This window comes from Celeribacter indicus, assembly GCF_000819565.1.
Taxonomy (GTDB): Bacteria; Pseudomonadota; Alphaproteobacteria; order Rhodobacterales; family Rhodobacteraceae; genus Celeribacter; species Celeribacter indicus.
This window is the reverse complement of record NZ_CP004393.1, coordinates 129,223-152,146: the sequence shown is the minus strand read 5'-3', so window position 1 is coordinate 152,146 and position 22,924 is coordinate 129,223. Positions and strand designations below refer to the sequence as shown.

Genomic DNA, 22,924 nt, shown 5'->3' with positions numbered 1-22,924 from the left:
TTCACGCCATGAAAACCTCGATCGCGACCGTATCCGTTTCCGGCGATCTCCGCGAAAAACTCGAGGCCATCGCGGCCGCGGGGTTCGACGGGATCGAGATTTTCGAACAGGATTTCATCACTTATGACGGAAGCCCGCGCGATGTCGGCAACATGATCCGCGACCACGGACTTGAGATCTCCCTGTTCCAGCCGTTCCGCGATTTCGAGGGCCTGCCCGAACCGCTCCGCGCGAAGGCCTTCGACCGGGCGGAGCGCAAGTTCGACCTGATGCAGGAGCTCGGCACGGATCTCCTGCTCGTCTGTTCCTCCTGCCATCCGCAGGCGCTGGGCGGGATCGACCGCGCCGCTGCGGATTTTCGCGAGCTGGGAGAACGTGCGGCGAAGCGGGGGCTGCGCATCGGCTACGAGGCGCTCGCCTGGGGCAGGCATGTAAACGACCATCGCGACGCCTGGGAGATCGTGCGCCGCGCCGATCATCCCGCGATCGGCCTCATCCTCGACAGCTTTCACACGCTTGGGCGCAAGCTCAGCCCCGAAAGCATCCGCGCGATTCCCGGCGACAAGATTCTTTTCGTTCAGATGGCCGATGCGCCCGCGATCGAGATGGACCTGCTCTACTGGTCGCGCCATTTCCGCAACATGCCGGGCGAGGGCGATCTCGACGTCGTGGGCTTCCTGCGGGCGGTCATGGCGGCGGGCTATGCCGGTCCCGTCTCGCTCGAGATCTTCAACGATCATTTCCGCGGCGCGAACACGCGGCAGGTGGCACAGGACGGCTATCGCTCGCTCATCGCGCTGATGGACGACGTGCGCCGTGCCGAGCCGGATCTCGCGCTTGGCGGCCTGCCCGAGCTTCCGGCCCGCGTGAAACCGACCGGCGTGTCCTTTGTCGAATTCGCCTCGCGCGGGAAGGAGGCGGCGGCGCTCGGCGATCTGCTCGGCACGCTCGGTTTCGCCCGCGCGGCGACGCACCGCAACAAGGATCTGACGCTCTGGCAGCAGGGCGAGATCCGCATCGTCGTCAACGAGGAGAAGGAAGGCCATGCCGCCCACGCCTTCAACGCGCGCGGCACGACCGTCTGCGATCTCGGCCTGTCGGTCAGTTCCGCGCAGGACACCCTCACCCGAGCCACCGCGACTGGCGCGGAGGCGTTTTCCCAGCCGCTCGAGATCGGGGAGCTCGACATTCCCGCGATCCGCGGTCTAGGCGGTTCGGTCCTGCATTTCGTCGACAGCGCGACGGGACTCGACCGGGTCTGGGAGGTCGAATTCGATCCGATCCCCGGCGCCGACACGGCCGGCGCGGGGCTGACGCATATCGACCATATCGCCCAGACCATGAGCTACGAGGACATGTTGAGCTGGACGCTGTTCTACACCTCGATCTTCGAGGTGACCAAAAGCCCGATGGTCGATGTGATCGATCCTGACGGGCTGGTGCGTTCGCAGGTGATCGAAAGTCCCGGAGGGGCGTTCCGCATCACCCTCAACGGTGCGGACACCCATCGCACGCTGGCAGGCCGCTTCCTTGCCGAGACCTTCGGCGCCTCGGTTCAGCATCTCGCACTCGCCACCACGGACATTTTCGGGACCGCTGCGCGCCTTGCCGAGCGCGGCTTTGCGCCCTTGCCGATCTCGGCCAACTATTACGACGATCTGACCGCGCGCTTCGATTTTCCGCCCGGACTGCTCGAGCGGATGAAGGCCGCAAACGTGCTCTACGACCGCGACGAGAAGGGCGAATTCTTCCAGCTCTATTCCGGCAGCTTCGCGGGCGGGCTGTTTTTCGAGATCCTGCAACGCGGCAGTTACGCGGGATACGGTGCGCCCAACGCGCCCTTCCGCATCGCGGCACAGAAACGCCGGCTCCGCCCGAAGGGGATGCCCGCGCGCTGATATGATCCGGCCCGCGGACGGCGAGGGTTTCATCTTTTGACATTGAGCCGACCATGCGGCACGGCCTCGGCGAGGGAAAATCACATGAAACAGACCCGCATTGCAGTGATCGGCGGCGGTGCCATCGGACGGACGCACGCGGTTGCGATCCGCGACTGTCCGGGAACCGAACTCGCCGCAATCGTCGATCCGTTCGAGGCGGGCGCCGCACTTGCCGGTGAGCTTGAGGCGCTTCACCTCACGGAGCTGGACGCGCTTTTCGACACCAGGATCGACGGCGCCGTGATCGCCACGCCCAATGCACTCCATGTGCCGCAGGCGACCATGTTGATCGAGGCGGGCATTCCCGTGCTCGTGGAAAAGCCGCTTGGGGAGAATGCCGCCGCCTGCCGGGCTCTCGTGAGCCTGTCAGAGCACACCGGCGTGCCGGGGCTCGTCGGGCATCACCGCCGTCACAATCCCATCATCCGTGCCGCAAAATGTGCGATTGAAGACGGGCGTTTCGGTGCGCTCGTCTCCGGCACGATCAGCGCCACGCTGCACAAGGCCGACAGCTATTTCGACGTGGCATGGCGGCGCGAGAAGGGTTCGGGCGGCCCGGTTCTCATCAATCTGATCCACGAGATCGACCTCGTGCGCCATCTCTTCGGGGAGATCGGCGAGGTCTTTGCCATGGCGTCGAACGACCGGCGCGGTTTTGAAGTGGAAGACACGGCGGTGATCCTGCTGCGGCTGTCGGGCGGGGGCATGGTGACGGTCGCGCTCACCGATGCGGGCGTCGGACCCTGGTGCTGGGATACCACGGCGGGGGAGAACCTCGCGCGCTTCCCGGCCATGCCCGCCGTCTCGCATATGTTCGCAGGCACGCGGGCGGGGATGAGCCTGCCGGATCTGTCCTTCTGGACCCATGACGGGCCGGCAGACTGGACTGTGCCCCAGGTGAACCGCCCGCTCGAAATCGTCCCCATGGACAGCTATGTCAAACAGATCCGTCATTTCGCCGCGGTCATCGCGGGCGAGGAACGCCCGCGCATCACGCTTGCGGATGGAGCCGCGAATATTGCCGTGATCGAGGCGATCCGCACCTCCGTCGCGCAGAGACGCCCCGTCGCTCCCGACCTGACGGGGCAGGACGCCGAGCGGCAGACGATGGTCGAGTGAGACGGCGCACCTCTGCGGGACATTGAGGAATTCAGTGCCGAGCCGGGCCACCAAGGCTGTGCCTGCCGGTCTGTTCGCCGCTTTTTCCGTCGCCGGCGGGAACCTTGCCCGAATGGGGAGGTTTCAGTTCCGATCGCCTCGGCGCTGACCATGGGAGGCGGCGGAAGGAGGAGACCATGGCACGGCATTTCTGGAAAGACCGGCCCGTGCGCAATGTTCTGGCGAAAGCCTCGCGAAGGCGTCCTGCCCGCGCGGGGCACGTCGGCGCGGCGAGCGCGCTCGCATATGAGTTGAGCTATCACATGAACCGGCGCGTGAGCCTCTGACGCTCATAGGCCGGCCATCAGCGCCGCATGACGGGCGGTGAAGGCGGCGCGGGTTTCCACCGGCGGGCGCAGGCGGATCCGAAATCCGGTGACGAGTGCGGGATCCATCCGGCCGAAGAACCTGTCGCTCTCGGGCTCCGAGAAGCCTGCGATCTGCGTGGCTTCGAGCCAGGCAGAGACCTTGTCGGCCTTCTTGATCTTCTTCTTGATCGCTGCGGGAGTCTTCGCGGGAAGGCCGAACCGCAGATGGATCGCCGCCGCAAGCCGTTCGTCGAGTTCGCCATATTCCGCCCCGACCGCGGCCTTCACAGGGGAGATCATGTCCCCGATCACGTATTCGGGCGCATCGTGAAGCAGCGCGGCGAGCTGCCATTTCACCGGCTCGGCAGGGTAGAGCCGGCGAAAGATTTCCTCGACGAGGATCGAATGCTCCGCCACGGAATAGGCGTAGTCGCCCTTGGTCTGGCCGTTCCAGCGGGCCACGAAAGCCAGTCCGTGCGCGATATCCTCGATCTCTATGTCCATCGGCGTCGGGTCGAGCAGGTCCAGCCTGCGTCCCGACAGCATTCTCTGCCACGCGCGCTTTTGTGCCATTCTGTCTGTCGCCTCATTGGGTTTTCGCCCTAGGTAACGCCCGCGCCTCCCGGTTGCCACGATTCTCCTGTTCATGCTGCCAAATCAACGCCTCTGCGTTGTAAGAACGCGGGCAAGCTGGTAACCAGCGCAAAAACGACCATGTCAAGCAGGAGCCACGCGGATGGGCAAAGACTACATCGTCAAAGACATTTCCCTCGCCGATTACGGTCGCAAGGAACTCGATATCGCCGAGACCGAAATGCCGGGCCTCATGGCGTTGCGCGAAGAATATGGCGCGACAAAGCCGCTCAAGGGCGCGCGCATCGCCGGCTCCCTGCACATGACCATCCAGACCGCGGTCCTCATCGAAACGCTCGTTGCGCTGGGTGCGGAGGTGCGCTGGGCCTCCTGCAACATCTTCTCGACCCAGGACCATGCCGCCGCTGCCATTGCCGCCGGCGGCACGCCGGTCTTCGCGATCAAGGGCGAGACGCTCGAGGAATACTGGGACTATGCTGATCGGATCTTCCATTTCGACGGGGAAGGCGTGGCCAACATGATCCTCGACGACGGCGGCGACGCGACGCTTTACATCCTGCTCGGCGCGCGGGTCGAGGCGGGCGAGGAGGATCTCATTGCGGTGCCCACCTCCGACGAGGAAGTCGCGCTCTTCAACCAGATCCGCAAGCGGCTCAAGGAAAGCCCCGGCTGGTTCACGAAACAGCGTGACGCGATCCGGGGCGTGTCGGAAGAGACCACCACCGGTGTGCACCGCCTCTACGAGCTCAAGAAGAAGGGCCTGTTGCCCTTCCCGGCGATCAACGTCAACGACAGCGTCACCAAGTCGAAATTCGACAACAAGTATGGCTGCAAGGAATCGCTCGTGGACGGCATCCGCCGCGCCACGGATACGATGATGGCGGGCAAGGTCGCGGTGGTCTGCGGCTATGGCGACGTGGGCAAGGGCTCGGCCGCCTCGCTGCGGGGAGCCGGTGCGCGGGTGAAGGTGACGGAGATCGACCCGATCTGTGCGCTCCAGGCCGCGATGGATGGGTTCGAGGTCGTGCGCCTCGAGGATGTGGCAGCCTCTGCCGACATCTTCGTGACGACGACCGGCAACAAGGATGTGATCCGCATCGAGCACATGCGCGAGATGAAGGACATGGCCATCGTGGGTAACATCGGCCATTTCGACAATGAGATCCAGGTCGCGGCCCTGCGCAACCACAAATGGACCAACATCAAGGAGCAGGTCGACATGATCGAGATGCCTTCGGGCAACCGCATCATCCTGCTCTCCGAGGGGCGGCTGCTGAACCTCGGTAATGCCACCGGGCATCCCTCCTTTGTCATGTCCGCCTCCTTCACCAACCAGGTGCTCGCGCAGATCGAGCTCTGGGGGAACGGCGACAGCTATGAAAACGACGTCTATATCCTGCCCAAGCATCTCGACGAGAAGGTGGCGCGCCTGCATCTCGACCGGATCGGCGTGAAGCTCACCGAATTGTCGAAGCAGCAGGCGGATTACATCGGTGTCACGGTCGAAGGACCGTTCAAGCCGGAACATTACCGCTACTGACGCGCTTGTGTCCGCATGGGCATTCCGCGACGACATGACAGGCCGCCCGCATCGCTGTGGGCGGCCCTTTTCCTGCTGATGGCGGGCGGGATCGCCTATCTCGGCTGGCAGATCATGGTTCACCCGCGCACACCGCTGCCGCCGGAATGGAATCCGGTGGTTCCCCTGAAGATCGCCCATCCGCTCACTCCGCTGACGGTCTGGAAGCTCGGCCGCGCCGAAGAAGAGTTCGCCACCTGCCTCGCCGCGCTCGAGGGCGGCGCGGAACTGGAGCGGATGGAGCCCTATCAGGGGCCCGGCGCCTGTGGCATAGCGGCACGGGTACGGCTTTCCGCGGTGGGGCCGAGCGGCCTCGATCCGGTCGAGACTTCCTGCCCCGTCGCCCTGCGGCTGGCGATGTGGAACCGCCACGGGGTGCAACCCGCCGCGCAGGAGATCTTCGGTCAGCCGGTTTCGGTGATCCGCCAGCTCGGCAGCTACAACTGTCGTCCGGTCCGCACGCCATCGGGGAGAAGTACGCGCCTGTCCACCCATGCGACGGCTGAAGCGATCGACATCTCGGGCTTCGACCTTGCGGACGGGCGCCGGATCCGCCTGCTCTCCGACTGGAGCGATGGCGGCGATGCGCAACGGTTCCTTCGTGCCGTCCGGGACAGCGCCTGCACCTATTTCGCTACGACCCTCTCCCCCGACTATAACAACCTGCACGCTGATCATTTCCACCTCCAGTCGCGCGGGCGCGGGGCCTGCCGCTGAGATCGCCGCGAAGGGTGAAAGCGCTTTGAACTTTTTCCTTTTTTCGTGTGGGTTTCGCCCTTACCGTTCCTGTGCGTGCCGAAAGTGGCGCGAATTTCAAACAGTCACAGCAATATGGTGGGATTGAACGATGGGAAAAAGAGAAGAACTGATCGCGAAATATGCGGAGGATCTGAGATCGAAATGCGGCATGGAACCGGACCTGGATCTTCTGACCAAGGTGACGATCGGATGCGGCCCGGCGATCTACAACGATGACGCCTCCACGGTCGCGTCCAGTCAGGACGGTGAGCTCGAAACCGTGAAGAACAATTTCCTCGTCAAGAAACTCGGTCTTGCGGACGGGGCCGAACTGATGGATGCGATCAATTCCGTGATCGACACCTATGGCCGCTCCGAACGCAACAAGTATCGCGCGGTGGTCTATTACATGCTCGTCAAGCATTTCGGCAAGGAGGCGGCCTACGCCTGACGGTTTCGCCCGGCCAGTCGTCCGCCCTGCCCGGTCGGGGCGGTCGCTGCCGGCAAAAACTTAAGAGAAGGTTTCAGTTTCCCTTACAAACCTAGAGATTTGGCGTTTGCGCGGAATCGCGGGTTTCTCTACCTTGATCTCACGGACCAGGACGGCCCGGACCCTGAAATTCGAACACGTGTGGTGCTATGGGAGCACGTGGGGTGGTGGAGGGTCCCGAGGGGTCGGGGCCCTCCCTTTATTCTCATGATATCAGATGCGTGCGATCAGGACGGATCCGTTCCGCCGAGTTCGCAGATCACCGCCCATTCCTCCGGCGTGACCGGTTGAACCGACAGGCGCGAGTTGTTGACGAGGACCATCTCCTTCAACCGCGGCTCTTCCTTGCACATGGTGAGGGTCACGGGCGTTTGGAATGGCCGGACGGCCTTGATATCCACGCACTCCCAGCGCGGATCGTCCGCTTTGCTGTCGGGATGTGCCTCGGCACAGACTTCGACGATGCCGACGATCTCCTTTTCCGCGCGGGAGTGATAGAAGAACCCCCGGTCGCCGAGTTTCATCGCCCGCATGTTGTTGCGCGCCTGATAGTTGCGCACGCCGTCCCATTCTTCGCCCGCCTCGCCTTTCGCGACTTGCTGGTCCCAGGACCAGACCTCGGCTTCGGATTTGAAGAGCCAGTAATTCATTCTCAGATCACCTTGTTCCACACTTCGATCCGCACATCCGCGAACAACCCGGCCTTCGCATAGGGATCGTTCGCGGCCCAGTCCTCCGCCGCGGCGCGATCCGCGACTTCGATGATGACGAGGGATCCGGACATGGTCCCGTCGGAATCGAGAAACGGACCGGCCTGCTCGACCACGCCGGAGGATTTGAGATAGGCGGCATGATCGGGCCGCGTGTCGAGGCGGATCTGAATCGCGCCCGGCTTGTCGGTGCAGATGATGGCGAATTTCATCGGTTATTCCCTCTTGAGTGGACGGGTGAGAAGCTGTTCGACAGCCTCGGGTATGGACAGTTTCGCGTCCAGAATATCGGTGACGGTCCGGGTGATCGGCATGTCGATCCCGGCCTGGCGCGAGAGTTGCGCGACGGCGCGGGCGGTGGCGACCCCCTCGACGGTGACACCCGGATCGACGGTTTCGCCGCGGCCGAGCCTCAACCCGTGCGAATAGTTGCGCGATTTCTCCGAGGTGCAGGTCAGCACCAGATCGCCGAAGCCCGCAAGCCCGGCGAGCGTCAGGGGATCGGCGCCGAAATGCCCCGCCAGACGCTGCATCTCCGCAAAGCCGCGGGTCATGAGCGCCGCCCGCGCGCTTTCCCCCAGCCCCTCGCCCATGGCAAAGCCGCAGGCGATGGCGATCACGTTCTTCATCGCGCCGCCGAATTCCACCCCCACCGGATCAAGGCTCGAATAGAGCCGGATGTTGTCGGTGGACAGCCGTTCCTGGAGGTCGCCCACCAGATCGGCGTCGCGCGCGGCGATGGTGAGCGCGGTCGGCAGCCCCTCGGCGATGTCCACGGCAAAGGACGGACCGGAGAGAATGGCGACGGGTGTCGCTGGCAGCGTGTCCTCGATGACCGCGAGCGGCCCGCGGTTCGACGCGAGGTCGACGCCCTTGCAGCAGGCCACGAGGATCCTGTCGCGCAACTCCGGCCGACGGGACGCGACGAACTCCGCAAGCTGCTGCATCGGCACGGCGAGCAGAAGGACGGGCGCCGTACAGGCAAGGGCGAGATCGTCGGTCGCCTCCAGCGAGGCGGGAAAGCGACGGCCGGGCAGGCGGCGGGAATTCACCCGCGCTGCCTGCATCTCCCGCGCCGCGCCGGGGTCGCGCGCCCAGAGCCGCACCGCCTGTCCCGAGCGCGCGAGGGATATGGCGAGCGCGGTGCCGAAGGCGCCGGCGCCGAGGACGGAAATCTCACCCATCTTCTGCCATTCCTTTTCGTTGCGGGTTCGGAAACATTGTTCGGATCCTTCTTGGGAGGTATCACCGTGGACAGCGCCAGACAATCCCGAGACCCAGGTGACCCGGACCCTTCTCATCACACGTCCCGCAGACGATGCCCGCCGCCTCGCCACCGAAATTCGACAGATCGACCCGGAGCTCGTCCCGGTCGTGGCGCCGGTGCTGGAGATCGTGCCTGTCGCCTTCGAACCGCCGGGAGAGGATTACGAACTGACGATCCTCACCTCCCGCCATGCGGCGCAGGCGGCTGCCGAACACTTTCCCGACCTGACCGCCTGGTGCGTCGGTGCGGCGACTGCGGCCGCCGGCGAGGCGCTTGGCCTCGCGACATGGTCGGTCGATGGCACCGTGGAGGATCTTCTGGCCGCGCTGGCCCCGCGAAAGGGCGCGCGTGTGTTGCATCTGCACGGCGCCCACAGCCGCGGCGCACTGACGCAGAGGTTGCGGGCCGCGGGGGTGCGTGCCGATGATTGCGTCGTCTACGCTCAGGAGGAACGTCCGTGGTCGCCGCAGGAGCGGGCGGAGATCGCGCATGCGGCGCGGATGGGCGAGGTGATCGTGCCGCTCTATTCGCCGCGCAGCGCGCGCCTGCTGGGGCGGCGGCTCCGGGACCTGGGGATCGGGGAAACACTCACGCTGGTGGCGATTTCCTCGTCCTGCCTCGAGGCCTGGAGCGGTCCTGCGCCCCGGCGCGCCCTTGTCGCCGCGGCGCCGAATGCGGAGGCGATGAAAGCTGCCCTCGCGACCCTGAGGGGATGATCGCGGCTTGAGAGCGCGGGGAGGAGGCTCTAGGTTCTAGTCCAGACAGCCAATCCCGGTTCCGGATTCGAAAGGTATGCCTTGTGACAAGTGGGAAGAAAACTCCGCAGGAAACGACAGCGACTGACGCCGGAGACGGCCGGGAGCCAGAGGCGGAGGTCGGACCCGCGACATTGGATCTGGAACAGGACGGGATGCAGACGGCTGAGGATGCCTCCGAGGAGAGCGGGCAGGCGCAGGACGAGGCCCTGCCGGACGCAGAGATGAGCGAGACGGCTGAACCGGAGACGGAAGACGACCCGCAGGCCGAGCTTCCGCCCGCGTCCGATCCCGCCGCCGCACCGCCTCCCGAAACGGTCATCGTGAAACGCGGTGGTGTTCTCGCCGCGCTTCTGGGGGGCGTGATCTGCCTTGCCCTGGGATATGCCGCCGCGCAGTTCGTGAAACCCGAGGGGTGGCCGTTTCCCGGCTCGAATACCGAAGAAGTTTCGGCTCGCGTCGATCGGCTTCAGGACGAGGTCGCCGCGCTGACGGCCGCGACGGAGGATCGGGCAGCCGCGGATCGGCAGGTACAGGAGCGGCTGGAGGCGCGCCTGTCGGAGATGGATCCGGCCGCGGCGGTCGAGCCGTTGTCGGACCGGATCACCGCCCTCGAGGACCGGCTCACCACGCTTGAGGCGCGTCCCGTCGAGGAGGCGGTGCTTTCGCCCGAGGCGACCGAAGCCTACGAGCGGCGCCTCACGGAGATGCAGGAGCGCCTGAACAGCGAGATCGAGCGGTTGCACGCCGCGGAATCGGAGGCGCAGGCCCAGGAGGCAGTCGCCGCCGCCGCGACCCTGCGTTCCGAGCTGAGGGCGCGCGTGGAGGCGGGCGATCCCTTTGTCGAGGAACTCGACGCGCTCGGGACCGAGGTGCCGGAGGGGCTGCGCGCAGCGGCCGCGGAGGGAATCCCCGGCGTGACCGAACTTCAGGATAGCTATCCCGAAGCTGCGCGCCGTGCGCTGACTGCGGCCTCGCGCGCCGCCTATGAGGCGGGGGAGGAAGGCTGGGTCCGGACCGCGCTGCGCACGCAGCTCGGATTGCGCTCGACCCGGCCGAAGGTGGGGGATGACCCGGACGCAATCCTGTCGCGCGCCGAGCAATCCGTGCGGGAGGCGGATTTTGCGGAGGCGATCGCGACGCTTGAGGCGCTGCCGGAGGCGGGCAGGGCGGAGATGCAGCCCTGGATCGACACGGCGCAGAGGCGTGTCGATGTGCTCACGGCGCTCAACGATATGTCCGGTCAGTAAGGAAGGCGAAACATGCTCTGGTCTCTCATCAAGATTGTCCTTTTCGTCCTTCTCGTGGGTCTGCTTGCCTATGGCGGCATGCTCCTGATGGACACGGAGGGCGGTGCCCAGCTCGCATTCGGCGGTTATGAGATCACCCTCAGCCCCCTGCGCGCGGTGATCGCCCTGCTCGTCCTGATCGCGGTGCTTTTCGTGGTGATGAAGCTCGTCGGCCTCCTCGTCGCGGTGGTGCGTTTCCTGCTGGGCGACGAGACCGCGATCTCGCGCTATTTCGACCGCAACCGCGAGCGCAAGGGGTATGACGCCTTTGCCGATGGCCTCATGGCGCTTGCCTCCGGCGAGGGACGCGTGGCGCTGTCCAAGGCCTCGCGGGCGGAGCGGTACCTGCACCGTCCTGAACTCACCAATATCCTGAAGGCGCAGGCGGCCGTCATGACGGGCGACAGGCGCACCGCGGAACGTGCCTACAAGGCGCTGGCGGTCGACGAACGCACGCGCTTTGTGGGGGTTCAGGGCATCATGAAGCAGAAGCTCGAGGAGGGCGACACCGACACGGCGCTGAAGCTTGCGGAAAAGGCCTTTGCTCTCAAGCCGAAACATGTCGAGACGCAGGACATCCTGCTGCGGCTCCAGGCGGAGAAGGGCGACTGGACCGCAGCGCGCTCGACGCTGGCCGCGAAGCTCAGGAACGGCACGATCCCGCGCGACGTGCACAAGCGCCGCGACGCCGTTCTGGCGTTGCAGCAGGCCAAGGGCGTGATCGCGGAGGGTGCGTCGATCGAGGCGCGCGAGGCCGCGATCGAGGCGAACAGGAAGTCGCCGGATCTCATCCCGGCGGCGGTGATGGCCGCCGACGAATACGTGACCGAGGGCAAGCAGCGGCAGGCCGCACGGGTTCTGAAGAAGGCGTGGGACGCGCAGCCTCATCCCGATCTCGCCGCGGCCTTCGCGCGTATCGCGCCCGAGGAGACACCGGAGCAGCGGCTGAAGCGGTTTTCCACCCTGACGAAGATCCATCCCGAGAATCCGGAGACGAAAATGCTCCTCGCCGAGCTCTATATCGCCGCGGAGGACTTTCCTGCCGCGCGCCGTGCACTCGGCGATCTCGCGGAAATCAATCCGACCGCACGGAGCCTGACGATCCTTGCAGCCGTCGAACGCGGCGAGGGGGCGGACGACGTGGTGGTTCGGGGCTGGCTCACCCGCGCCCTGACTGCGCCGCGCGGGCCGCAATGGGTCTGTGACAACTGCCAGACGATCCACCCCGAATGGATGCCGATCTGCGACCATTGCGGCGGATTCGATACCCTGAGCTGGCGCAAGCCGATCGGGGAGGAAGTCGCGATGCCCTCGGGCACGGAAATGCTCCCGATGATTGTCGGGACCGGCGCCCATGCGACGGAGGAGCCGCTTCCCGAGGCGCCCGAAGAGGAGGAGCCCCGGCAGGGACTGGTCGACGTGACGCCGGCGGCGGAGGTGGAAAAACCGAAGGTCGAAAATTAGGGCTACACACCCGCGAAAGAGGGTGCTAAAGAGCCGACCACATCGGGGCGTGCGCGCCTCGACCGGAAAAGTGCCGGTGTAGCTCAGCTGGTAGAGCACGTCATTCGTAATGATGGGGTCGGGGGTTCGAGTCCCTTCACCGGCACCACTTTCCACCAGACAGAAAGGCCTCCCGATCGGGAGGCCTTTTGCATTTCGCCGCAGTCAGCTGCGCGGCCGTTCCTTTCTCGGATCGTAATGCGGGAAGGTCGTGAGTCTTGCGCTGTAGCGTTTGAGATGCCCGTCGAGCTGTCCGATCTCGACCGCCGTGCCGGGTTCGGCATGGGCGACGTCGACGCGGGCGAGGGCGATGAGCTGTCCCGTGCGTGGCGAGCGCATGGCGGAACAGATTTCCCCGATCTGCGCGCGGCCGATGCGCAGGCAATCGCCATGGGCCACCGGCTCCTGTCCCTCGATTTCGACGCCGACGAATTTGCGGGCCGGGTGTTCCTTTCTCCGCAAAAGCGCCTCGCGTCCGACGAAATCGGCGGTTTTCGACTTCAGCGGCACGGTAAAGCCGATGCCGGCCTCGAACGGATCGGTCTGGTCGGAGAAATCGTAGCCTGCGAAGACAAGTCCCGCTTCGATCCGCACGAGATCCAGGCCGGCAAGGCCCATCGGGCGGATGCCATGGGCCTGACCTGCCTCCCAGACGGCGCGGAACACCGCATCTCCGTCCTTCGGGTGGCAGAAGATCTCGTACCCGAGTTCGCCGGTATAGCCCGTTCGGGAGAGCACCACCGGAACCCCATCGGGCCCGCCGATCCGACCGATGGTGAAGCGGAACCAGTCGAGTTCCGCAGCCGGTGTCCGGTGCGGAGCGGTCCAGACGATTTCACTCACGAGTTCGCGCGATTTCGGGCCTTGGACGGCAAGATTGTGCATCTGGTCTGTGGAGGCACGGATCATCACGTTGAGGCCGAGCGCCTGCGCCTGTTCACGCATCCAGACGCCGCCCTCGTCGGAGCCGCCGATCCAGCGGAAATTCGTCGGTCCGAGCCGGAACAGCGTGCCGTCGTCGAGCATACCGCCATGTGGGTAGCACATCGCGGAATAGACAACCTGGCCCGTGCCGAGCTTTTCCACGTCGCGCGTCAGCACCCAGTTCAGCAGTGCTTCGGCATCTGGTCCGGTCACCTCGAATTTCCGAAGCGCCGACAGGTCTATGACCACGACATCCTCGCGGCAGGCCCAGTAGCTTTCGACCGGATCAGTCTGAGGGAAGGCGTTCGGCAGCCAGAAGCCGCGATACTCGACGAAGTCGCTCGTCAGTTCGGCGAAGTTCTGGTGAAAGGCGCTTTCGCGGGTCATGACGGGGTCCTCGTCGGGCAGGGCGCGCCAGGCGACAGCGCGGGAAAATCTTTCCTCGCCGGAATAGGTGCGCACGTGAATATCGGTGAGATCCCAGCCATTCGCCGGGGAGGTGTCGTCGGGGCAAGCCGAAGAGACGCAGATGAGATCGGTGAGGGCGCGAAGGAGCACGTAGTCGCCCGGCCGCGACCAGGGCTCGTCGGCCAGAAGGACGCCATGCGCATCGACCGAGGTGTTGAAGAAGAAGTTCGCCGCCATCCATCCCTTGCGGCCAGGGATGCCATAGGTGGCGAGCGCGCCGTTGAAATTGTCGGAACAGTTCGGGTGGCCCGGATAGCCGATATCGTCGTAATATTTCGACGAACAGGCCAAGGCGAAGGCGTCATGGCGGCCGCAGGTGTCCTGGACCACTTCGACCAGCGCGGTGTTGTCATGGTCGAAATATTTTCCGTGCAGGCCGGGCATCGGGTAGGCGTGGCCCTGAATCGTGCGGCTCGTGGTGACCGACAGGGGCAGGTAGTCGCCCCTGTCGACCTTGCGCGCATCGAAACACTGGAAATCGGTGCACTGACGTCCGTCGATATCCATGATCTGAATGAACTCACCCGCGCGCACGAAATAGGATTGCGCGGTGGCAGAGGCGATACGGAAGTTCTGGAGCGGATCGGCAAGGGGATCGGGCAGGGCAAAGCGGTTCCTGGCCCTGGCCTCCTTGCGCCGCACGGTCACACGCAGCGGCGTTGTGGTGTCCTGCGCCTCGGGATCCATCTCACCGCCGGGAGCGGCGACGATAATCCAGCCCGGAGCCTGAGCGGTGAAGGTCGCGCGGTCTCCCGCGGGGCTTTCGGTGCCGAAAAGCGTGAGAGCATGTGCGTCGGACAGATCCATATTCCGCCGGATCAGTCCCTTTTTCAGCTTGTCCAACCCCGCCAGAGGCGACAGCAGCATCGCCCGCAGTCCCGCTGCCGGACTATCGGCGCGGGCGCCGATGAGGCCGCAATCAAGCCGTCCGTCGGGATGTGCAGCGAGGATTTCACAACGCTGTCCGCCCTCAATATTCTCGATCTCGATCCGGTCGCCCGGTTTCAGTTCGACGAGCGTCGCTCCGGAACCGGGGACAGTCTGACGCTCTTCGTTCGACGCGAGACCATAGGCGGCGGCCCGCCTCGGGTGCGAGGCAGGCGGGGGACCGGGGCGCAGAAGGCTCGCAGGGATGTGCGCTTGCATGGGCTTGTCCTTGGGAAAGGGTATCGCGGGTTCAGGGAGGAGCCGGACCCGCCGTCTTTTCGGGTCAGGTCCGGAGATAGGTGTCCATACTGTCGTCCAGCGCGTCCTTCCATGGGGTGTGATGGACCGGTGCCATCGTGCCGGTGATCACCGACTTGTAGCAATTGTCGCGGAACGCCATGATATCCTTGGCCTTGTGTTTCTTCCATTCGAAGAAGGCTTCGCAGGCGCCGTCGATGTCGAAGCTTGGATAATCGGTCTCTGCGACCAGTTCCTTGACATAATCGGCCTGATACCGGATCGCATATTTTACGTCGTCATCCGCCTCCTCGCGAGCTTCGCGCTCCGCTACGTCGGCCATGAGGACCTGTTTGTCGGCTGGAACCTGGATCCGGCCGAGGATGATGTCGCGCACGTACCACGCCTGGGCGTCGAACATGTTGAAGGTGAACCACTGGTCCTGCATCCCGAGATAGAAGAGTCCGGGATTGTGGACATAGACCACACCCTTGTAGAGATCGGCGGTAGCGAGTCTGTTCCTGGTCTTGAGGCGCAGGTCGTCCGGCAGGAACGGGAAATAGTGCCTGTAGCCGGTGCACAGGATGATCGCGTCGACATCCTTGCTCGTGCCGTCGGCGAAATGGACGGTTCTGCCCTCCACCTTATGAAGCGCGGGCTTTTCCTCCCAGTTGTCCGGCCAGCGGAAGCCCATCGGCGCGGAGCGATAGCAGGTGGTAATCGACTTCGCGCCGTATTTCCAGCATTGCGACCCGATGTCCTCCGCGGAGTAGGAGGCGCCGACAAGCAGCACATCCTTGCCTTCGAATTCCCGCGCGTCGCGGAAATCGTGAGCATGGACGATGCGGCCGTTGAACTGGTCGAAGCCGGGATATTCGGGTACGTTCGGGGAGGAGAAGTGACCGGAGGCGACGATGACATTGTCGAAACGCTCCCTGTAGACCCTGTCCTCGGCCATGTCGTGCACGGTCACTTCGAAATCGCCGGTCTCGGCGTGATACTCGACCCAGCGCACCACGGTGGAAAACCGGATCCAGTCGCGGACATCCGCCTTGAGCACGCGCCCCTCGATATAGTCGAACAGCACGGCACGCGGCGGGTATGAGGCGATCTGCTTGCCGAAATGCTCCTCGAAGGAGTAATCTGCGAATTCCAACCCCTCTTTCGGCCCGTTGGACCACAGGTAGCGATACATGGAGCAGTGCACCGGCTCCCCGTTTTCATCGACCCCGGTGCGCCAGGTGTAATTCCACAACCCGCCCCAATTGGACTGTTTCTCGAAACAGACGATTTCCGGTATCTCCGCACCGTTCTGCGCGGCGGATTGAAAGGCGCGGAGCTGTGCAAGTCCGGACGGACCGGCTCCGATGACTGCAACACGTTTCGGCATGTCGTTCTCCCAATTGGTTCCTTTCGTTGGACTGAACCGGATCAAAAAACTGGTTCAATCGGTATGAACCAAATGGCAGTCGACTTTTTTAGTGGTCAATGAAATTTCTTTTTGGGAATATTGATGTGAGGTGGAATTCCGGAACCGATAACGAAATTTAGGCGACAGATGAAATAATGAGCGGACCAACCCTGTCACAACGCCTGCTCGTCAGCGGCTCCCTGCCCCGGCTCACCGGGCAGACACGGGCGCCGGTGCGGCTCGGCTTCCTGATTCCCATGTCCGGGCGGGAGCAGGGCTGGGGATTGCCGGGCTATGAGGGCTGCAAGATCTGGGCCGACTGGATCAACGCCCATGGTGGGCTGATGGTCGGCGGCCGCCGCCGGCGGATCGAGCTCAGGATACATGACAGCGCCACGGGAGCGGAGCAGACCCTGCGTGCGGCCCGCGACATGGTCGAACAGGACGGGGTGCCGCTGGTCTTCATCCTCGGCGGCAACGACATGGGACCCGCGCTCGACTACCTGATGGCACGGAAGACTCTCGTCGCAACGCTTCTGCCGTCGGATCTCTCCCCGGACCGGCCCTATCTCATCGCGCCTGCGGAGGTGCATCCGCTGTTCAATGTTACGGGCGTCGAATGGCTCGCGCGTACCGAACCTGCCGCGCGGAGAGTTGCGCTTTGCAGCCAAGAGGACCTGATGGGCCTTCCCTCGCTTGCGGTCTATCGCGCCGCATTCGAGGCGAGGGGGCGCGAGATCGTGCGGGAAATCCGTTACGAGGTGACGGACCGGGACGCGTCCGCGATGGTGGCGGCGATGCTGGAGCGGGAGCCGGACATCCTGTGCTGGTGCTCCTCGCCGCCGCCGATGGTGAAGGCGCTGACGGAAGCCGCCTACAGGTCCGGTTTTACGGGACATATCCTGTCTTGTACCGGCGACAATTACGACCGCATGATCGCACGCACCTCGCCCGAATTCATGGAGCGTTTCATCTTCCAGTTTCCCGATTTCGACGACCCGAAGCTCGCGGACAAGGCCTTTTTCTTTCATCGGCCCAAGGCGTTTTTCGACACCTATCGTGCACGGTTTCCCGGTGCATGGGGGGCGGTGAGCTGGGAATATGCGTCGATCCTCGATCTGTGGCACAATGCGGTCGAACTGGCCGACAGCCTGACGCCGGTCTCCGTTCTGGCGGCGATGAAGCGTGGCCGGCGTATGCCGCATGCCTTCGGTCCCGCAAGCTGGTGGGGCGAGGAGATCTTTGGCATCGACAACGCGCTCGTGGGGGATTGGCCGGTCGTGGGCATCCGGGATGGAAAGGCGACCATCCTCGAATTCGGCTCGGTGCTCGACTGGCTCGACCGCCACGGCGCCGATCTCAGACGCCATCTGTCCGATCTCGGGCAATTGTGGGATCAGAGGCTCAGGACGAGACAGGCGGCGGGGCCGGCCCCGCGACCGGTGACATCCGGACATTACGAAGAGAGGACAGAGCATGAGCAAATCCCAGAGCACCCTCCATCAGGATCCCCACGCAATCCGCGACACGCGGGAAAAGAACCTTGAGGTCGCCATCGGCCGCCAGGTCCGGGATCTGCGCAAGCGTCAGCGCATGACGGGGGCGGATCTCGCAGGGCGCGCCGGACTGTCGGTCGGCATGCTCTCGAAGATCGAGAACGGCGTGATCTCGCCGTCGCTCAACACGATCCAGACCCTCGCCCATGCCCTGCGCGTCCCGCTCGTGCAGCTGTTCTCCGGCTATGAGGAGGAGCGGGGCTGCATGCATGTCAAGGCCGGCGAGGGCGTGGAGATCGAACGCGCCGGAACGCGCGCTGGGCACCAATACAACCTTCTCGGCCATATCGGATCGAACAACTCCGGGGTGGTGGTGGAGCCCTATCTCATCACGCTGGACAGCGAGAGCGACCGGTTTCCCACCTTCCAGCACGAGGGGATGGAACTGCTCTACATGCTCGAGGGTGTGGTCGACTACCGCCACGGAGACAAGCGCTACCTCCTCAAGCCGGGTGATTCTCTCCTTTTCGACGCGGATGCCCCGCACGGGCCGGAGGAGATCGCCCAGCTTCCGGCGCGGTATCTTTCGATCATCACCTATCCCCAGCAGAAGTGATCGGTTCGCGATCCGCCCGAATTTTGGGCGGAACCGCGGGCGGGGTGGCGATTTCGCACGATTTGAAGGCAAGATATTCGCAAGTAAAAAAACTTCATCCTCACGAGAAAAACTTTCTTGATGAGAAATAACATTACCTTCTAGTCAGGTCCCGACGGTGGAGACGCCGGGAACCTGATGGAGGGATCTATGTGTGGCATTGTAGGCCTGTTCCTGAAAAAGGACGAACTGCGCCCGAAGCTCGGCGACATGCTGACCGATATGCTCGTGACCATGACCGATCGTGGCCCGGACAGCGCCGGGATCGCGATCTACTGCGAGGAGACGGACGGCAACGTCAAGATCACCGTCCAGTCGGATACGCCGGCTGCCGACTTCGACGATCTCGATGCCACGGTTTGCGCCGCGATCGACGCGCCGGTGACGATCAAGGTGATCGACACCCATGCCGTTCTCACCCTGCCTGAGGAGAAGGAGGCGGAGGCCATCGCGCTGCTTGAGGAACGGGGCCTGCGGATCATGGGCGCTGGAGTGTCGATGGAAATCTACAAGGAAGTCGGTCTTCCGCGGGATGTCGCCGCCCGGTTTGGCCTGCGGCAGATGGGTGGTTCGCACGGGATCGGCCACACACGCATGGCGACCGAATCCGCCGTGACGACGATGGGCGCGCATCCCTTCTCGACGGCGGATGACCAGTGCCTCGTGCACAACGGCTCGCTGTCGAACCACAACCAGATGCGCCGCAAGCTCGCGAAGAAGGGCGTCCTCACCCGTTCGGAAAACGACACCGAGGTGGGTGCCGCCTATATCTCCTCGCGCATCGCGGAGGGTGCATCGCTCGGGGAAGCACTCGAGGGCACGTTGAAGGATCTCGACGGCTTCTTCACCTTCGTCACCGGCACCAGGAATGGCTTTGGCGTCGTCCGCGATCCGATCGCCTGCAAGCCCGCCGTGATGGCGGAGACGGACGATTACGTCGCCTTCGCCTCCGAATACCGCGCCTTCGCGGATCTGCCGGGCATCGAGACCGCGAAGGTCTGGGAACCCGAACCCGCCACCGTCTATTTCTGGGAGCGCTGAGCCATGACCACCACGCTCGATATGGCAACGACCGAACTACGCGAGGTCAACACCACACTCCAGGGTGCCGCAAAGGCGCAGGCCAACGCGAAATATGTCATCGTCAATCCGCGCGGCAGTCACGCAATGGCGTGCGGTCTCGACGGTGCGCTCGATGTGACCATCAAGGGTTCCACCGGCTATTACTGCGCCGGGATGAACAAGGAGGCCACCATCACGGTGGAAGGCTCCGCCGGACCGGGCGTCGCGGAGAACATGATGTCCGGGACCGTGACCATCGAGGGCGACGCCTCGCAATACGCGGGAGCGACCGGCCACGGCGGACTTCTGAACATCAAGGGCAATGCGTCGAGCCGTTGCGGCATTTCCATGAAGGGCATCGACATCGTCGTCCACGGCAATATCGGCCACATGTCCGCCTTCATGGCGCAGAAGGGCAACCTTGTCGTGCTCGGCGATGCAGGCGATGCGCTGGGCGACTCGCTCTATGAGGCGCGGCTCTTCGTGCGCGGCAGCGTCAAATCCCTCGGCGCCGATTGCATCGAGAAGGAGATGCGGACCGAGCACATCGACCTGCTGAAAAAGCTGCTCGAACAGGCTGGGGCCGATGCTCGGCCCGAGGAGTTCAGGCGCTATGGCTCCGCCCGTAAGCTCTACAATTTCAACATCGACCACGCCGGCGAATACTGAGGAGCGCGACATGGACAAGACACCGCAGACCGAACCGCGCCAGAACTGGACGTTCTCCACGTCGATCAACTCGGAAATCCGTCGCGCCGCCGCGACCGGGATCTACGACATTCGCGGCGGCGGCGCGAAACGTCGCGTGCCGCATTTCGACGATCTCCTGTTCCTCGGTGCTTCGATGAGCCGCTACCCGCTCGAAGGCTATCGCGAGAAATGCGATACGTCCGTCACGCTCGGCACGCGTTTCGCCAGCAAGCCGATCGAGTTGAAAATCCCGATCACCATCGCGGGCATGTCCTTCGGCTCGCTGTCCGGTCCGGCGAAGGAGGCGCTCGGACGCGGCGCGACGATGGCGGGCACCTCGACCACCACCGGCGACGGCGGTATGACCGAGGAGGAGCGCGGCCATTCCGAGAAACTCGTCTATCAGTACCTGCCGTCGCGCTACGGGATGAACCCCGACGATCTGCGCCGCGCGGATGCCATCGAGGTCGTGGTGGGGCAGGGCGCAAAACCGGGCGGCGGGGGAATGCTGCTCGGCCAGAAGATCACCGAACGTGTCGCGGGGATGCGCGACCTGCCCGTTGGCATCGACCAGCGTTCCGCCTGCCGTCATCCCGACTGGACCGGTCCCGACGATCTCGAGATCAAGATTCTCGAGCTGCGGGAGATCACCAACTGGGAGAAGCCGATCTATATCAAGGTCGGCGGGGCGCGTCCCTATTACGACACGGCGCTGGCGGTGAAGGCGGGTGCGGATGTGGTCGTCCTCGACGGGATGCAGGGCGGCACGGCCGCGACGCAGGATGTCTTCATCGAACATGTCGGGCAGCCGACGCTCGCCTGTATCCGTCCGGCCGTTCAGGCGCTTCAGGATCTCGGCATGCACCGCGAGGTTCAGCTCATCGTGTCCGGCGGCATCCGGTCGGGCGCGGATGTGGCGAAGGCACTCGCGCTGGGGGCGGATGCGGTGTCCATCGGGACGGCTGCGCTCGTCGCCCTGGGGGATAACGATCCCAAATGGGAGGCGGAATACAACAAGCTCGGCACCACCGCCGGTGCCTACGACGACTGGCACGAGGGCCGCGACCCGGCTGGGATCACCACGCAGGATCCCGAGTTGATGCAGCGCCTCGATCCCGAAGCCGCCGGTCGACGCCTGCGCAACTACCTGAACGTGATGACGCTCGAATGCCAGACCATCGCGCGGGCCTGTGGCCATAACCACGTGCACAACCTCGAACCCGAGGACCTCTGCGCGCTGACGATGGAGGCCGCGGCGATGGCGCAGGTGCCGCTCGCAGGCACCAACTGGTATCCGGGCAAGCCGGGCTTCTGAGCGAAACGATCTGAGCGGAAGGCGTCGCAAGCCGCCTTCCGTCCGCATCCAACAGGGACCGAAGGAAACGAAAAAATGTCGGCATTGACCGCCTTCGCCAAGGAAAACGGCGTCAAGTATTTCATGATCTCCTACACCGATCTTTTCGGCGGCCAGCGTGCGAAACTCGTACCCGCCGAAGCCGTGGCCGATATGGAAGAGGGCGGCGCGGGCTTTGCCGGTTTCGCCACCTGGCTCGATCTCACCCCCGCCCATCCGGACATGCTGGCCGTGCCGGACGGCGTCGCGGCGATCCAGCTTCCGTGGAAGCCCGAAGTGGCATGGGTGCCCGCCAATTGCGTGATGGAAGGCGCGCCGGTCGATCAGGCCCCGCGCAACGTACTGCGCAAACTCGTCGCCGAAGCGGAAGGAGAAGGTCTTCGTGTCAAGACGGGGATCGAGGCCGAATTCTTCCTCCTGACACCCGAGGGGGATCAGATCTCCGACCCGTTCGATACCGCCGCGAAACCCTGTTACGACCAGCAGGCGGTGATGCGCCGCTATGACGTGATCGCGGAAATCTGCGACTATATGCTCGCGCTCGGCTGGAAGCCGTATCAGAACGACCACGAGGATGCGAACGGCCAGTTCGAAATGAACTGGGATTATGACGATGTGCTGGTGACCGCGGATCGCCACAGCTTCTTCAAGTTCATGGTGAAATCGGTCGCGGAAAAACACGGGCTGCGCGCCACGTTCATGCCGAAGCCGATCGAGGGGCTGACCGGCAACGGCTGTCACGCCCATATCTCGGTCTGGGATCTGGACGGCAAGGTGAACGCCTTCGCGGACACATCCCGCGAACTCGGTCTCTCCGAACAGGGGCGCCATTTTCTCGGCGGTATCATGAAGCATGCGGAGGCGCTTGCCGCGATTACCAATCCGACGGTGAATTCCTACAAGCGGATCAACGCGCCGCGCACGACCTCCGGGGCGACCTGGGCACCCAACACTGTGACCTGGACCGGCAACAACCGCACCCATATGGTTCGCGTGCCGGGACCCGGCCGGTTCGAGCTGCGCCTGCCGGACGGCGCGGTGAATCCCTACCTGCTTCAGGCGGTGATCATCGCCGCGGGGCTGTCGGGGATCCGGTCGCAGGCCGATCCGGGCAAGCGCTATGACATCGACATGTATGCCGAGGGCCATCTGGTGAAGGACGCACCGCGCCTGCCGCTCAACCTGCTCGACGCCATCCGGGCCTATGATGCGGACGAGGATCTCAAAACCATGATGGGAAAAGATTTCTCGGCCTCTTACGCGAAGATGAAGATGCAGGAATGGAATTCCTTCGTCTCGCATTTTTCGCGTTGGGAGCGCGAGCATACGCTGGACATCTGACAGATCGCCCCTTTTCCCGAGTCCTGAC

The 22,924-nt window shown here is 64.2% G+C and carries 21 protein-coding genes and 1 tRNA gene; 16 read left to right on the top strand and 6 right to left on the bottom strand.

Translation table 11 applies throughout. The features are described from left to right. Nucleotides 1–8: 8 nt before the first annotated feature. The 3 genes from P73_RS00775 (at nucleotide 9) to P73_RS25875 (ending at nucleotide 3,385) form a co-directional block, all read left to right on the top strand. Nucleotides 9–1,898, top strand: a complete 1,890-nt coding sequence (locus tag P73_RS00775; RefSeq protein WP_043868039.1) for a bifunctional sugar phosphate isomerase/epimerase/4-hydroxyphenylpyruvate dioxygenase family protein — start codon at nucleotides 9–11, stop codon at nucleotides 1,896–1,898. 84 nt (nucleotides 1,899–1,982) lie between these two features. Beyond that, nucleotides 1,983–3,059: a Gfo/Idh/MocA family protein gene (locus P73_RS00770; protein WP_043868038.1), complete on the top strand. Its 1,077-nt coding sequence runs from the start codon at nucleotides 1,983–1,985 to the stop codon at nucleotides 3,057–3,059. A 176-nt stretch (nucleotides 3,060–3,235) separates the two neighbouring features. Beyond that, nucleotides 3,236–3,385: a hypothetical protein gene (locus P73_RS25875; RefSeq protein ID WP_158401904.1), complete on the top strand. Its 150-nt coding sequence runs from the start codon at nucleotides 3,236–3,238 to the stop codon at nucleotides 3,383–3,385. A gap of 3 nt (nucleotides 3,386–3,388) precedes the next feature. Here the strand turns inward: P73_RS25875 and P73_RS00765 are convergent, their stop codons facing one another. Further along, nucleotides 3,389–3,979, bottom strand: coding sequence for an HD domain-containing protein (locus tag P73_RS00765; protein WP_043868037.1), 591 nt, complete (start codon nucleotides 3,977–3,979; stop codon nucleotides 3,389–3,391). 163 nt (nucleotides 3,980–4,142) lie between these two features. Here P73_RS00765 and ahcY point away from each other — a divergent pair, with 163 nt between their 5' ends. The 3 genes from ahcY (at nucleotide 4,143) to P73_RS00750 (ending at nucleotide 6,768) form a co-directional block, all read left to right on the top strand. After that, nucleotides 4,143–5,540, top strand: coding sequence for an adenosylhomocysteinase (gene ahcY, locus P73_RS00760; protein ID WP_043868036.1), 1,398 nt, complete (start codon nucleotides 4,143–4,145; stop codon nucleotides 5,538–5,540). A gap of 78 nt (nucleotides 5,541–5,618) precedes the next feature. Beyond that, nucleotides 5,619–6,296 (top strand): extensin-like domain-containing protein, encoded by a 678-nt coding sequence (locus P73_RS00755; protein WP_245629216.1) that lies wholly within the window; start codon nucleotides 5,619–5,621, stop codon nucleotides 6,294–6,296. Nucleotides 6,297–6,426: 130 nt separating this feature from the next. Next, nucleotides 6,427–6,768 carry a DUF2853 family protein gene (locus tag P73_RS00750; protein WP_043868035.1) on the top strand — a complete coding sequence of 114 codons (342 nt, stop codon included), beginning with the start codon at nucleotides 6,427–6,429 and terminating at the stop codon, nucleotides 6,766–6,768. A 266-nt stretch (nucleotides 6,769–7,034) separates the two neighbouring features. Here P73_RS00750 and P73_RS00745 read toward each other — a convergent pair whose 3' ends face one another. From P73_RS00745 to P73_RS00735, 3 genes are read right to left on the bottom strand one after another with little or no spacing between them, the layout of a single operon-like run. Then, on the bottom strand, nucleotides 7,035–7,457 hold the full coding sequence (locus P73_RS00745) for an EVE domain-containing protein (RefSeq protein WP_043868034.1): 423 nt from the start codon (nucleotides 7,455–7,457) through the stop codon (nucleotides 7,035–7,037). Between the two features lie 2 nt (nucleotides 7,458–7,459). Continuing rightward, on the bottom strand, nucleotides 7,460–7,729 hold the full coding sequence (locus tag P73_RS00740) for a YciI family protein (protein WP_043868033.1): 270 nt from the start codon (nucleotides 7,727–7,729) through the stop codon (nucleotides 7,460–7,462). A gap of 3 nt (nucleotides 7,730–7,732) precedes the next feature. Further along, nucleotides 7,733–8,701 carry an NAD(P)H-dependent glycerol-3-phosphate dehydrogenase gene (locus P73_RS00735; RefSeq protein ID WP_043868032.1) on the bottom strand — a complete coding sequence of 323 codons (969 nt, stop codon included), beginning with the start codon at nucleotides 8,699–8,701 and terminating at the stop codon, nucleotides 7,733–7,735. A gap of 97 nt (nucleotides 8,702–8,798) precedes the next feature. Here P73_RS00735 and P73_RS00730 point away from each other — a divergent pair, with 97 nt between their 5' ends. The 4 genes from P73_RS00730 (at nucleotide 8,799) to P73_RS00715 (ending at nucleotide 12,440) form a co-directional block, all read left to right on the top strand. Then, complete coding sequence (locus P73_RS00730; RefSeq protein ID WP_052452965.1) at nucleotides 8,799–9,500, top strand: uroporphyrinogen-III synthase; 702 nt, start codon at nucleotides 8,799–8,801, stop codon at nucleotides 9,498–9,500. Nucleotides 9,501–9,694: 194 nt separating this feature from the next. Further along, nucleotides 9,695–10,789 carry a COG4223 family protein gene (locus P73_RS00725; RefSeq protein ID WP_043868031.1) on the top strand — a complete coding sequence of 365 codons (1,095 nt, stop codon included), beginning with the start codon at nucleotides 9,695–9,697 and terminating at the stop codon, nucleotides 10,787–10,789. A 12-nt stretch (nucleotides 10,790–10,801) separates the two neighbouring features. Then, complete coding sequence (locus P73_RS00720) at nucleotides 10,802–12,292, top strand: heme biosynthesis protein HemY (protein ID WP_043868030.1); 1,491 nt, start codon at nucleotides 10,802–10,804, stop codon at nucleotides 12,290–12,292. 72 nt (nucleotides 12,293–12,364) lie between these two features. Continuing rightward, nucleotides 12,365–12,440, top strand: a tRNA-Thr gene (locus P73_RS00715). Nucleotides 12,441–12,496: 56 nt separating this feature from the next. Here P73_RS00715 and P73_RS00710 read toward each other — a convergent pair. Beyond that, nucleotides 12,497–14,869 carry a trimethylamine N-oxide demethylase gene (locus P73_RS00710; protein ID WP_043868029.1) on the bottom strand — a complete coding sequence of 791 codons (2,373 nt, stop codon included), beginning with the start codon at nucleotides 14,867–14,869 and terminating at the stop codon, nucleotides 12,497–12,499. A 64-nt stretch (nucleotides 14,870–14,933) separates the two neighbouring features. Further along, nucleotides 14,934–16,277, bottom strand: coding sequence for an NAD(P)-binding domain-containing protein (locus P73_RS00705; protein WP_043868028.1), 1,344 nt, complete (start codon nucleotides 16,275–16,277; stop codon nucleotides 14,934–14,936). A 176-nt stretch (nucleotides 16,278–16,453) separates the two neighbouring features. On the opposite strand from P73_RS00705, the gene P73_RS00700 reads away from it, so the two are divergent. The 6 genes from P73_RS00700 to glnT all read left to right on the top strand — a co-directional run bounded on the left by P73_RS00700 (nucleotide 16,454) and on the right by glnT (nucleotide 22,896). Then, a complete protein-coding gene (locus P73_RS00700) occupies nucleotides 16,454–17,845 on the top strand; it encodes an ABC transporter substrate-binding protein (RefSeq protein WP_082033080.1) in 1,392 nt (463 codons plus the stop codon). Continuing rightward, nucleotides 17,775–18,410, top strand: coding sequence for a helix-turn-helix domain-containing protein (locus tag P73_RS00695; protein ID WP_043868027.1), 636 nt, complete (start codon nucleotides 17,775–17,777; stop codon nucleotides 18,408–18,410). Before P73_RS00700 ends, P73_RS00695 begins: the two co-directional genes overlap by 71 nt. Before the next feature lie 189 nt (nucleotides 18,411–18,599). After that, a complete protein-coding gene (locus P73_RS00690; RefSeq protein ID WP_043868026.1) occupies nucleotides 18,600–19,490 on the top strand; it encodes a class II glutamine amidotransferase in 891 nt (296 codons plus the stop codon). A gap of 3 nt (nucleotides 19,491–19,493) precedes the next feature. Beyond that, on the top strand, nucleotides 19,494–20,180 hold the full coding sequence (locus tag P73_RS00685) for a GltB/FmdC/FwdC-like GXGXG domain-containing protein (RefSeq protein WP_139267180.1): 687 nt from the start codon (nucleotides 19,494–19,496) through the stop codon (nucleotides 20,178–20,180). A gap of 10 nt (nucleotides 20,181–20,190) precedes the next feature. Then, nucleotides 20,191–21,516 carry an FMN-binding glutamate synthase family protein gene (locus P73_RS00680; protein ID WP_043868025.1) on the top strand — a complete coding sequence of 442 codons (1,326 nt, stop codon included), beginning with the start codon at nucleotides 20,191–20,193 and terminating at the stop codon, nucleotides 21,514–21,516. Between the two features lie 75 nt (nucleotides 21,517–21,591). Beyond that, the gene (glnT, locus tag P73_RS00675; protein ID WP_043868024.1) at nucleotides 21,592–22,896 is read left to right on the top strand and encodes a type III glutamate--ammonia ligase; all 1,305 of its coding nucleotides are present in this window, start codon (nucleotides 21,592–21,594) and stop codon (nucleotides 22,894–22,896) included. The last annotated feature ends 28 nt before the right edge of the window (nucleotides 22,897–22,924 follow it).